Below are 10,978 nucleotides of genomic sequence, written 5' to 3'. Positions count from 1 at the left end.
TCCGCATACTGGATGTATTCGGGCGTTCCGACAACGCGGCGAGGTGCCGTAGCTGTCGTCGCGCGCCCGCCAGGGATTGCGGGACAGCCCTTAGCGGATCGCTCCGACCTCGACGTAACCGGCATACACGGTGCAGGGCCTCAGAGTGGTGACGCACGCATGGTCGGACATCTCGTTCGGCAGCCAACTCTGAGAGCCGAGGTAACCGTTCATGTCAGTGGCCCAGTGGAATTCGAAGACGATCCGATAGTTGCCCGAGCCTGTGGTGGGTTGGATGAATACCGCAGGGAACCGCACTTGACTCTCGCCGGCTCCGATCTGACGGACGATATCCCGCCGGGGGGTGACCGTGACCCAGCCGTCCGCGCCATTGCCCGTATTGCGTTGGACCGAATAGTTCGCAACGACGTTCTGAGCCCCGGCGTAGGCGGGGCTGCGTTGCACGACCGGGCCGGCAGCACTGTCGAAGGTCAGAGTCGGCGGCAGCGGCGGGAACCCGATATCGGACACACTCACCTGCGGCAGCGTCACCGCGCCGGGCTGCCCGATCGTCGCGTCGAGCCGCCAAGCGGCAGCAGGAGGAGCTGCGGCCAGAGCTCCCAGGAGCAGAGCCGTGGTCACGGCAAGGAAACCGAACAGCTTGCGACTCACAGCAGGCGACATATTCATGGCGGTGGCCTCACCCGAGAGATTTGGTGTGCACAGCGCCCCGAGAATTCCCCTGGAGCAAGGGTACGCCCGCATCCGCCTTGCCGCACGACCGGACCGATGGTCTCAGCTGCGACGACACCTTCGGACCGACCGTGCGGCCCGGCTCGCGAGAGGCATCCCGGGTGAGAAATGCGCGACGAGGCTAGGGTATTTGGAGAGGCTGGGGAAAACCATCGGCGCAACGGCCCGGCCTCCCTCGCTCGAGAGGTGATCGCGATGTCGAAACCCTGGCCGAACCGGATCGCTGGAGTCGTTCTCGCTGTCACGATCAGCCTGTTGACGCTGACCTCCGCGGGCACGGTCGCGCATCCGTCCGCCGACAGTGGGTCCACGGTTCGCACCGCCGCGAACTCCGCGCATATCCGGGGGAACTTGAGTTCCCCCGATCTCTCCGCCGAGTCGGACTCGTGCGGCCCGCCCGGTGCGCTCCCCGGCATCTTCCGGTGCGACAGCGAACAGCCGGAGGTCGACGGCGGCTACGACTACGACATCGCGTTCATCAATGCGTTCCGCGCGCAATTCCCGTACTTCCCACTGGACAACAACCAGATCGTCCAGTGGGGTCGTGCGGTCTGCCAGGTACTGAAGACCAGCCCCGAAAGTGCGGTGTTGCTGGCATTCGTGAACGCCGGCTGGTCCTGGGACGCGGCAGCCTGGCTCTTGGGTTCCAGCGAGAACGTCTACTGCCCGTCACTGCGCGACGGTGACATCGTCATTCCCGGCGCTCCCTGACCACACCTTCCACTGCCGTTCGGCAAGCGGTCCATGTTCACCCGACCCGTCGAGGAGAACGGTCAAGGGCCTTGCCTCACCGAAGTGAGACAAGGCCCCGATCCGCGACTACGGAGCGAACTCCGGTCGCTGGAGCGCTCCTCCACCGCCTACCGGTGGTCGGCCGGCTCCTTCGCCGTGGAACTGATCGTCTGCGCGCTCCTCTACCGCTCCGGCAGACCCAAGCAGGACGACAACCGGCTGACGGCGACCGCACCCGCGGCTCCATGGCGTTTCTGGACTGCCTGGAGCGCTACGGGGACCGCGCGCGGATCCGGCCGCAGGACGCGTGCGGCCTGCTGGACCTCGCCTCCTTCATCGGCTCGCCCCGCGTTGGCACGCTGGTGCACGCCTGCGGCCCGCAGCCGCTGCTTGGGGCCGTGCAGGAGAGTTACGTCGGCTGGAACCGCTGGTACCCAGGGCATCGAGCGGTTCGCCCAGGTCCGGCCAACCGCCGAGGCCGCTCCGGCGGGCGCCTTCGACGTGGTGCTCGCCCGGTCGGGGTGCACGCTCACCGTGCCGCCGGACCGATCGGTGCTCGAAGTGGTGAGGGAGGCGGGTGTCCCGGTGCTGTTCTCCTGCCGGGAAGGCACTGCGGCACCTGTGAGACGGACGTGCTGGACGGTACGCCGGACCACCGGGACTCAACTCTCGACGAGGACGAGCGGCCCCTCGGACCACACCATGCTGATCTGCGTCTCGCGTTCCTGCGGCCCCCGGCTGGTGTTCGACCTCTGACGGGGAGGGCAGCCGCACGAGGACTCAGTCGTCGTCGCTGGAGTTCTCCCTCGGCAGGAACCTCTGGCGAGCCCAGAGGCTCAGCAGTGCCGTTCCGCCGACCACCAGCGGCACCGGGTCTCGGGCAGGCGGAGCCAGCACATATCCCAGCGCCGTGGCCGTGCAGACCGTCAGGGGAATGAACGCCGCCGCACCCTCCATCCCCCATCGCAGCCTCGGTTGAGCAGTGCCCAGGGCGCTCGCCCCACCGGGCACCCAAGGGCCGACAGCGACCACCAGCAGTCCCGCGGTAACGCAGGCGTCGACCAGCTGACAGGACATCACCTCGGGGCCGTGCGGGCCGACCGCCCACAGACGCAGTGTGTCGCCGATCAGCATGAGGGACACCCCGGCGAGCCCGACCCACAAGGTGTCTCTCTGGTCGCTCCGTACGAGACGGCGCAGGGCGAACAGAAAACTGAGGAACACGACCTCCGCGGCCCACAGAACACCGACCATCCCCGTCCCCAGCCGCCAACCGTCACCGGCCCCCCGCAGCAGTGCCCATCCCGTCATGAACACGGCCCCGGTCGTGACGACCCCGTCGAGCACGCGCCGGAGCAACACATGCCGACCTGTACCGGCATCGGCCGCGACCACCAAACCGGCCATCCCCAGGCCGACCGTCAGCGTCACGCCGGTGACCACCACAGAACCCAGCAACGATCGCCCGTCCCCTCCCGAAGCCGGAGGCTGAGCAGACAGCACGGTGACCGCTCCCCGGTACACGCCTCCGGCTACCGCGGAACCGCCCAACAGCAGCAGACGCGTCTGCACCCGTCCGCTCGTTCCCCTCGCACGGAGGATCAGGGAGGCCGCCAACGCCCAGCAACCGGCGGACGGCCCGAAAGCCGCCATCCGCGCCGCCCCGCTACCGGCGGCCCACGACCCGCCGAACGTCAGCACCGTCCCCACGAGACCTGCCACGCCGACCGAGCCCCAGGTCCGCGCCCAGGTCCTACGGCAGCGGCCCGCCCGGAGCCTGAGCACGTCCGGCGACTTCCCCAACCCCGACATCAGGTGCGCCTTTCCACCGGTCCCCCGCGTCCGCAGGGCCTCCCCCGCAGCCCCCGGATCCATAGGGAAAGCGTAAAGATCCGGCACCCGGCCCCGAACGAAACCATCGGTTCATTCACTCGTACTGCGTAAGGGAGGAGAGATCACCGACTCTCCGCTTCGCGCAGCCACCTGCTGACCTCACCGGCCGGCTGCGGCCCAGCGCCCACACCTCACCGCAGCGGATCCTGTGCCATACCTACGGACGACGGCGCACCTTGACCGGGTCGAGGTGCGCTTCAGCCCAGTCAAGTGCGTTGGTCCCCAACTGGTCCCCAAGAATGATCAAGGGCCGGTTTCGGATGCCTCCGAAACCGGCCCTGACCTGCGACTTCGTAAAGTCGGGACGACAGGATTTGAACCTGCGACCCCTTGACCCCCAGTCAAGTGCGCTACCAAGCTGCGCCACGTCCCGCGACGTCTCCGCGGCGATGAGCTGCGGGAACGCGCAGGTGAACCTTACCGTACGGGGGTGGGTGCGGTGGTCGGCGTCCCGTGGGCGGTCGGCTGCGACGGGCGGCCGGCGCGGTGGACGGGGACCAGCAGGGCGGCGAGTGCGGCGCCCAGGCAGAGCACGGCCAGCAGGGTGAAGCCGTGGGTGTAGCCGGAGTCGTACGGCAGGCCCGACGGCTGGAGGCGGCCGGTGACCAGGACGCTGGTGACGGCCGCGCCGACGGAGCCGCCGATGGTACGGATGTTGGCGTTCATCCCGGTGGCGGCGCCGGTCTGTCCGGCGGGGACGCTGCCGACGATCAGGTTGGCCATCGAGGCGAAGGCGAGACCGATGCCGAGGCCGAACACGCCTGCTACGAGGGCGACTTGCCACTGCTCGTCGTGCCAGAGCGCGAGAAAGCCCAGGGCGAGGGCGCCGAGTGCGGCGCCGGTCGTCAGCAGCGCCTTGGCGCCCACGCGGGGTTCGAGACGTCCACTGAGCACACCCGAGACGAACATCGCGACCAGCATCGGCAGCATGAGCAGGCCGGAGGCGGTGACGCTCGCGCCGAAGCCGTAGCCGGCCGCGCTCGGGGTCTGGACGAAGCCGGGCAGGAAGGACCAGATCGCGTACATGCCCGCGCCGAAGAGCAGCGCGGCGAGGTTCGTCGTCCACACGGCCGGGAGGCGCATGATGCGCAGGTCGATCAGCGGGTTGCGGGAGCGGGCCTCGAAGGCCAGCCACAGCGCGAAGAGGGCGACGGCCACGGTGAACAGGCCGATCACGCGCGCCGAGCCCCAACCCCAGCTGCCCGCCTGGCTGAGCGGCAGCAGCAGGGCGACCAGCCAGCCCGACAGCAGCACCGCTCCGAGCCAACTGACCTTGCCCTCCGCCCGGTTGGGCGACTCGGGCACATAGCGCAGGGCGATCAGGGCGGCGACGGCCACGATGCCGACGGGGATCCAGAACAGCCAGCGGTAGTCGAGCGCGGAGACGATCGGTCCGGCCGCGACCATGCCGACGCCGCCGCCGGCCGCGATCACGGCGGACAGGTTGCTGATGCTGCCGGGCACCTGGGACGGGGCGAACTCGTCGCGGATGATGCCGAAGGAGAGCGGGAACAGGGCGCCGCCGATGCCCTGGATCACCCGGGCGACGATCAGGACGCCGATGTTCGGCGCGAGCGCGGCGAGCAGACAGCCCGCCAGGACGGCGAGGAGGACCGCGACGAGGGTGCGTTTCCTGCCGATCAGGTCGCCGACCCGGCCCAGGATCGGCGTGAAGACGGACGCGGACAGCAGATAGGCGGTCATCACCCAGGTCGCTGTGGACTGCGAGGTGTGCAGAGCGTGCTGCACGGTGGGCAGGGCGGGCGCTATCAGCGACTGGAGCATGGAGAACACGCCCGCACCGGTCGCGAGGACCGCGAACGTGAGGCGCGTGGACTTGCGGGGCATGAGAAGCCTCTCGGAATCCCGGAAAGGACGAAAGGAAGGAAGAACGAACGGAAGACAGGAGGAAGGAGGAGAGCGGCCTCGGACTGGTAAAGTGGAGGCACTCCTCCACTGTAGCGGAGGCACCCCTCCGTTTCAACCGAGTCCGCCCAGGAGGCAGCAGTGACGGCCCAGCCGTTCCCGGTCGGCGAGATCGTCGCCGCCCAGCGCCCGCACCGTAAGGACGCCGCCCGCAACTACGACGCCCTGCTTGCCGCGGCACGCGAGGCGTTCGCCGAGCACGGCTCGGAGGCCTCGCTGGAGGACATCGCCCGCCGCGCCGGCGTCGGCATCGGCACGCTCTACCGGAACTTCCCGACCCGCCGCGCCCTCTTCGAGAGCGTGTACGCCGACGAGGTCAACGCGCTGTGCCAGGCGGCTCTCGAGGTCGGCGACCTCGAGCCGTGGGAGGCGCTGACGGCCTGGCTGGGGCGGTTCGCGGGCTACATGGTGACCAAGCGGGCCGTGCGCGAGGCGCTGGAGGACGAGTCGGAGATCTTCGGCGCCTGCCGCGCGTCGATGTACGCGGCGGGCGGACCGCTGTTCGAGCGGGCCCAGGACGCCGGTGCGGCCCGCAAGGACATGGACTTCGGCGACCTGCTGAGGCTGGTCGCCGGCGTCACGGCGACGACGTTCACCGACGACGCCCAGCGCGACCGCGTCCTGGCCATCGCCCTGGACGGGGTGCGCGCCGGGCGCTGAACCGGCCGGTCAGTCCGCCAGCGGGTAATCGGGGGCCAGCAGCTCGGCGATCCGCTCGGTGATCGTCTGGGCGTTGTTGCCGGCGGGGGCGTCCGGGCCGACGGTCGTCGACACGGCGATGGACAGCCGCTCGTGCGGTTCGTACGCCATCACTGCCGCGTAGCCGAAGAAGGACGGGTTCTGCACCACCCAGCCGTTCTTGACGACGACGCCGACGCCGAAGTGGAAGTCCTCGGTCATCGGCAGACAGACGGTGGCCGGACAGGTGTCCGTCGCCTGTCCGAGGCCGACCGTGCCCGGGTTCAGCTGGGTGCGGTGGGCGCGCCGGGAGAGCAGCTCGCCCGCGCCGATGCCCTGCCCGGAGCGGGCGAGGTCGCAGATGTCCTGGGTCAGGATCGCGCCGGGGGCGGTGGTCCAGGACGGGTTGAAGTAGGTCGACTCCTCGTAGGTGCCGCGCTCCTCGTCGTAGGCGTGCAGGACGGGACGCGGGATGACCGCGGTGTCGTTGTTGCGGGTGTTTCGCAGGTCGAGCGGCTTCAGGATCCGCTCCTGGAGCAGCTGCTCCAGCGGAGTGCCGGTGATCTTCTCCAGCGCCTGGCCGAGGAGGACGAAGTTGGCGTGCGAGTAACTCCAGTTGGTGCCGGGCTCGTACCACAGGGGGTGGCTCAGCGAGATCCCGACGACCTCCTCGGGCGTCCAGTGCTGCCACGGGTCGGCGTAGAGCCTCTCCAGGAAGACCGGGTCGGTGACGTAGTCGTGCAGGCCCGAGGTGGAGTCGCCGAGCATGCGCAGGGTGATCTCGTCGCCGTGCGGGAGGTCGGGCAGCCAGCGTGAGACCGGGTCGTCGAGACGGACCTTGTGCTCGTCGACGAGCTGGAGCAGCACGGTGCCCATGAAGGCGATGCCGACCGAGCCGGTCCGGAAGTGCATCGCGGGGGTGGCCGGCACGTCCGTCATGGACTCGCCGACCGCTCCGGTGACGAGTTCACGTCCGTCGACCGTGACCTTGACGAGGGCGGCTTCGAGATCGAGGTCCTGCTGTGCCTGGCGGACGATGTCCATGACCTGCCGCGCCTGGCCCTCGGGGTTCCGGGTGGCGGCGCACGCCTGGTCATGGCGTTCGGGGGCGGCCGCGGCGACCGCCGTCTGAAGAGTCGAGGCGAGGAGGGCGGCGGCGCACAGGACCGCCGTACGGGTACGCGTCATATGCGCACTATGGGCTGATCGTCACACCGGCTCCGACGCCAACACTCCGGACGGCGACGCCCCGGACCCGTACGGAGGAGTTGACGTGACAGTTGACATGACGGCCACTTTGGTCTGACCTTTGTTATGTTTCGCATCTCGCGTCGTATCCGCCAGAGGGGTGTCCCCGCCGTGGACTTCGAGCTGACCGAGGACCAGAACACGATCCGCAAGGCCGTCGCCGGGCTGCTGAAGGACTTCGACGACCGGTACTGGATGGAGAAGGACCAGGCCCACGCGTTTCCCGAGGAGTTCTACGCCGCCGTCGCGGGCGGCGGCTGGCTGGGCGTCACGATCCCGGAGGCGTACGGGGGCCACGGTCTCGGCATCACCGAGGCCTCGCTGCTGCTGGAGGAGGTCGCGCGCTCCGGCGGCGGGATGAACGCCGCCAGCGCGATCCATATGTCGATCTTCGGCATGCATCCGGTGGTGGTGCACGGCTCCGAGGAGCTGAAACGGCGCACGCTGCCGCGTATCGCCTCCGGCGACCTGCATGTCTGTTTCGGGGTGACCGAGCCCGGCGCGGGACTCGACACCACGAGCATCACGACGTACGCGCGCCGCGACGGCGACCACTACGTGGTCAGCGGGCGCAAGGTGTGGATCTCCAAGGCGATGGAGTCGGAGAAGATCCTGCTGCTGACCCGGACGTCGAGGCTGGACGAGGTGGACAAGCGCACCGACGGGATGACGCTGTTCCTCACCGACCTGGACCGCGACCGCGTCGACGTCAGGCCCATCCCGAAGATGGGCCGCAACGCCGTCACCTCGAACGAGCTGTTCATCGACGACCTGCGGATCCCCGTCGAGGACCGGGTCGGCGAGGAGGGGCAGGGGTTCCGGTATCTGCTCGACGGGCTCAACCCGGAGCGCATGCTGATCGCCGCCGAGGCGCTCGGCATCGGGCGCGTGGCGCTGGAGCGGGCCGTGCGCTACGGCCGCGAACGGGTCGTCTTCGGGCGGCCGATCGGGATGAACCAGGGCGTGCAGTTCCCGCTCGCCGACGCCCTCGCCCGCCTGGACGCGGCCGAGCTGGTGCTGCGCAAGGCGACCTGGCTGTACGACAGCGGGCGGCCCTGCGGGCGGGAGGCGAACACCGCCAAGTACCTGTGCGCGGACGCCGGGTTCGAGGCCGCCGACCGGGCCCTGCAGACCCACGGGGGCATGGGCTACTCCGAGGAGTATCCGGTGGCCCGCTTCTTCCGTGAGGCGCGGCTCCTGCGGATCGCGCCGATCAGTCAGGAAATGATCCTGAACTACCTGGGATCGCACACACTGGGACTTCCGAGGAGCTACTGATGAGCGTTCGGTCGGGTCTGTTCGATCTCACAGGGCGCTCCGCGCTGGTCACCGGCGCGGCCGGCGGCATCGGCGCCGCCGTCGCCGAGGCCCTCGCGCAGGCGGGTGCGGCGGTGCTGGTGACCGATGTGGACGAGGCGGCCGCGGCGGCCGTCGCCGGGAAACTGGCCGCGGCCGGGCATACGGCGGACAGCGCCGCGCTCGACGTGACGGACCGGACGGCGGCCGACGCGGCGGCGGCCCGCGCGGCCGCGCTCACGGGCGGAACGCTGCACATCCTCGTCAACAACGCCGGAGTCACCGCCCCGGCCATGTTCGACAAGCTGACGGAGGACGCCTTCCGCCGGATCCTCGACGTCCATGTCCTCGGCGCCTACCGCTGCGCGCAGGCGGCGCTGCCGCATCTGCCGGAGGACGGGCGGGGACGGATCATCAACGTGACGTCCTCCGCCGGCCTGGTGGGCACCCTGGGCCAGGTGAACTACTCCGCCGCCAAGGCCGGGATCGTCGGTCTGACCAAGTCCCTGGCCCGCGAACTGGCGCGCAGAAACATCCTGGTGAACGCTCTCGCGCCGCTTGCCGCGACCCCGATGACCGAGACCATCCGCACGAACGAGAAGTTCGCGCCCCAGATGCTGGCCCGGATTCCGCTCGGGCGGTGGGCCGAGCCGGAGGAGGTCGCGGGCGCGTTCGTGTTCCTCGCGTCCGACGCGGCGTCCTTCGTCACCGGGCAGGTGCTGCCGGTGGACGGGGGAACGGTCATGTGACACCCGCCGCCGCCTCTGTGTTGAATGGTCCGACCGAAAACGAACCGAACCGGACCCGACGAGAGGCCTGACCCCGTGCCCCGCTCCCAGCAGCCCGCCCCCCGCTTCGACACGCTGACCGTCCCGAAGGCCTCGGACGTGCTGGCCGCCGAGGTGCGCGAGCGGATCCTGTCCGGGGAGTTCGGCGAGGGCCTGGCGCTGCCGCCGGAACGGCAGCTCGTCGAGCAGACGGGACTGAGCCGGGCGACGGTGCGGGAGGCGCTGCGGGTCCTGGAGGTCGAGGGGCTGCTGGAGATCCGGCCGGGGCGCGGGGGCGGCGCCTTCGTGCACCGGCCCGGGCGTGAGTCCCTGGCGAACACCGTGCGGCTGGTGATCCGGGGGCAGCGGATCCGGCTGGCCGCCCTGCACGAGACGCGTGAGGCGATCGAGCCGACCTGCGCGGCGCTCGCCGCCCGCCGCCACAGCGACCTCGATCTCTCCGAACTCGACGCCGCGCACGCCGAGTTGGTGGGTGCCGGTGAGGACGTCCAGCGGTTCCTGCGGGCCAACGTGCGCTGGCACACGGCGGTGGCGAAGGCGGGCGACAACGAGTTGCTCATCGGGTTCATGAGCGCACTGTCGCAGTCCATCCACGCGGCGACCGACCTGGAGCAGTTCATGGACGCGGACATCCGTGAGGTGACCGCCCGCGCCCACGCCCGGATCACCGAGGCGATCCGGGCCGGCGACGAGGCGGCGGCCGCCCGGCGGATGACGCGACATGTGTGCGGGTTCGCACAGGCGTCCGCCGAGGTGGACAGCCGTACTTCGCTCCCGCCCGCGTGAGCCCTCGGGGATTCGGCGACAACCCGAGCGAGAATGTGATTCTCTAATAGGTGCAACACCATTGACAGTTTCGGTCTGACCTTTAATACCATCCGGGTATGAGCGAGGTGAGTCCCGTACTGACCGTGGTCGCGGACGGCGACGTCCGTATCGTCACGCTGAACCGCCCCGACCGACTGAACGGCGTGAACGAAGATCTGCATCGCAGACTGTCCGAGGTGTGGCGCGAGCTCGCGGACGACACCGAGGCGCGGGCCGTCGTCCTCACGGGCGCGGGCCGGGCGTTCAGCGCGGGCGGCGACTTCGACCATCTGCGCCGCCACCACACCGATCCCGAACTGCGGGAGCGGTCGATCCGCCTGGACCGGACGATCCAGACCGACCTGATCCGCTTCCCGCTGCCCATCGTCGCGGCGGTCAACGGCCCCGCGGTGGGTTTGGGTTGCTCCCTGGCGCTCGGCTGTGACCTCGTGCTGATGGCCGAGGACGCCTACCTCGCCGACCCGCATGTCTCGGTCGGCCTGGTCGCGGGCGACGGCGGGGTGACCCTGTGGCCGCTGCTGACCAGCCTGCTGCGCGTGAAGGAGTACCTGTTCACCGGGGACCGCATCCCGGCCGCGACCGCGGTCGAACTGGGCCTGGCCAACCGGATGGTGGCGAACGACCGGCTGATGGCCGAGGCGCTCGCCCTCGCCCACCGGCTCGCCGCCCAGCCCGCCGAGGCGCTGCGCGCGACGAAGGCGGCGCTGGCCGCGGTCGTCGAGCAGGTCTCGCGCGGCGGCATGGAGGCCGCGCTGCTGGCGGAGCGGGCCACCATGACGAGCCCGGACCACATCCGCATCGTCGAGGAACTCGCCTCCCGGGCCAGCCGCCGGGCGTCGGCGGGCGAGGGGGCCTGA

Annotated in this window: 11 protein-coding genes and 1 tRNA gene; 6 read left to right on the top strand and 6 right to left on the bottom strand. The window is 70.0% G+C overall.

The annotated features are described in order from the left end of the window. Nucleotides 1-90: 90 nt before the first annotated feature. Nucleotides 91-651 (bottom strand): hypothetical protein, encoded by a 561-nt coding sequence (locus tag AB0J04_RS25740; RefSeq protein ID WP_363170903.1) that lies wholly within the window; start codon nt 649-651, stop codon nt 91-93. Between the two features lie 276 nt (nt 652-927). On the opposite strand from AB0J04_RS25740, the gene AB0J04_RS25735 reads away from it, so the two are divergent. Next, nucleotides 928-1,443, top strand: a complete 516-nt coding sequence (locus AB0J04_RS25735; protein WP_363170902.1) for a DUF732 domain-containing protein — start codon at nt 928-930, stop codon at nt 1,441-1,443. 203 nt (nt 1,444-1,646) lie between these two features. Here AB0J04_RS25735 and AB0J04_RS25730 read toward each other — a convergent pair whose 3' ends face one another. The 4 genes from AB0J04_RS25730 to AB0J04_RS25715 form a co-directional block, all read right to left on the bottom strand. Further along, complete coding sequence (locus AB0J04_RS25730) at nt 1,647-2,075, bottom strand: hypothetical protein (protein ID WP_363170901.1); 429 nt, start codon at nt 2,073-2,075, stop codon at nt 1,647-1,649. A 169-nt stretch (nt 2,076-2,244) separates the two neighbouring features. Continuing rightward, entirely contained in the window at nt 2,245-2,922 is a 678-nt protein-coding gene (locus tag AB0J04_RS25725) for a hypothetical protein (RefSeq protein ID WP_363170900.1), read from the bottom strand. Nucleotides 2,923-3,656: 734 nt separating this feature from the next. Continuing rightward, nucleotides 3,657-3,730 (bottom strand) — tRNA-Pro (locus AB0J04_RS25720). A gap of 44 nt (nt 3,731-3,774) precedes the next feature. After that, the gene (locus AB0J04_RS25715; RefSeq protein ID WP_363170899.1) at nt 3,775-5,205 is read right to left on the bottom strand and encodes an MFS transporter; all 1,431 of its coding nucleotides are present in this window, start codon (nt 5,203-5,205) and stop codon (nt 3,775-3,777) included. A gap of 159 nt (nt 5,206-5,364) precedes the next feature. Here AB0J04_RS25715 and AB0J04_RS25710 point away from each other — a divergent pair, with 159 nt between their 5' ends. After that, nucleotides 5,365-5,943: a helix-turn-helix domain-containing protein gene (locus AB0J04_RS25710; RefSeq protein ID WP_363170898.1), complete on the top strand. Its 579-nt coding sequence runs from the start codon at nt 5,365-5,367 to the stop codon at nt 5,941-5,943. A 9-nt stretch (nt 5,944-5,952) separates the two neighbouring features. Here AB0J04_RS25710 and AB0J04_RS25705 read toward each other — a convergent pair whose 3' ends face one another. After that, complete coding sequence (locus AB0J04_RS25705; protein WP_363170897.1) at nt 5,953-7,149, bottom strand: serine hydrolase domain-containing protein; 1,197 nt, start codon at nt 7,147-7,149, stop codon at nt 5,953-5,955. Nucleotides 7,150-7,320: 171 nt separating this feature from the next. Here AB0J04_RS25705 and AB0J04_RS25700 point away from each other — a divergent pair, with 171 nt between their 5' ends. The 4 genes from AB0J04_RS25700 to AB0J04_RS25685 all read left to right on the top strand — a co-directional run bounded on the left by AB0J04_RS25700 (nt 7,321) and on the right by AB0J04_RS25685 (nt 10,978). Beyond that, nucleotides 7,321-8,487 carry an acyl-CoA dehydrogenase family protein gene (locus AB0J04_RS25700; protein ID WP_363170896.1) on the top strand — a complete coding sequence of 389 codons (1,167 nt, stop codon included), beginning with the start codon at nt 7,321-7,323 and terminating at the stop codon, nt 8,485-8,487. Next, nucleotides 8,487-9,254: an SDR family NAD(P)-dependent oxidoreductase gene (locus AB0J04_RS25695; RefSeq protein WP_363170895.1), complete on the top strand. Its 768-nt coding sequence runs from the start codon at nt 8,487-8,489 to the stop codon at nt 9,252-9,254. The genes AB0J04_RS25700 and AB0J04_RS25695 overlap by 1 nt, the downstream gene beginning before the upstream one ends. A gap of 75 nt (nt 9,255-9,329) precedes the next feature. Further along, the gene (locus tag AB0J04_RS25690; protein ID WP_363170894.1) at nt 9,330-10,079 is read left to right on the top strand and encodes an FCD domain-containing protein; all 750 of its coding nucleotides are present in this window, start codon (nt 9,330-9,332) and stop codon (nt 10,077-10,079) included. A 98-nt stretch (nt 10,080-10,177) separates the two neighbouring features. Then, the gene (locus tag AB0J04_RS25685; protein WP_363170893.1) at nt 10,178-10,978 is read left to right on the top strand and encodes an enoyl-CoA hydratase/isomerase family protein; all 801 of its coding nucleotides are present in this window, start codon (nt 10,178-10,180) and stop codon (nt 10,976-10,978) included.

It is taken from the genome of Streptomyces sp. NPDC050263 (assembly GCF_040655955.1).
Lineage (GTDB): Bacteria > Actinomycetota > Actinomycetes > Streptomycetales > Streptomycetaceae > Streptomyces.
The sequence above is the reverse complement of the archived record's forward strand: the minus strand, read 5'-3'. Positions and strand labels throughout refer to the sequence as shown.

Excerpts from the sequence above, each read along its gene's own strand:
- AB0J04_RS25735 (WP_363170902.1), top strand. The coding sequence starts at position 928 with ATGTCGAAACCCTGGCCGAACCGGATCGCTGGAGTCGTTCTCGCTGTC.
- AB0J04_RS25715 (WP_363170899.1), bottom strand. The coding sequence starts at position 5,205 with ATGCCCCGCAAGTCCACGCGCCTCACGTTCGCGGTCCTCGCGACCGGT.
- AB0J04_RS25705 (WP_363170897.1), bottom strand. The coding sequence starts at position 7,149 with ATGACGCGTACCCGTACGGCGGTCCTGTGCGCCGCCGCCCTCCTCGCC.
- AB0J04_RS25695 (WP_363170895.1), top strand. The coding sequence starts at position 8,487 with ATGAGCGTTCGGTCGGGTCTGTTCGATCTCACAGGGCGCTCCGCGCTG.
- AB0J04_RS25685 (WP_363170893.1), top strand. The coding sequence starts at position 10,178 with ATGAGCGAGGTGAGTCCCGTACTGACCGTGGTCGCGGACGGCGACGTC.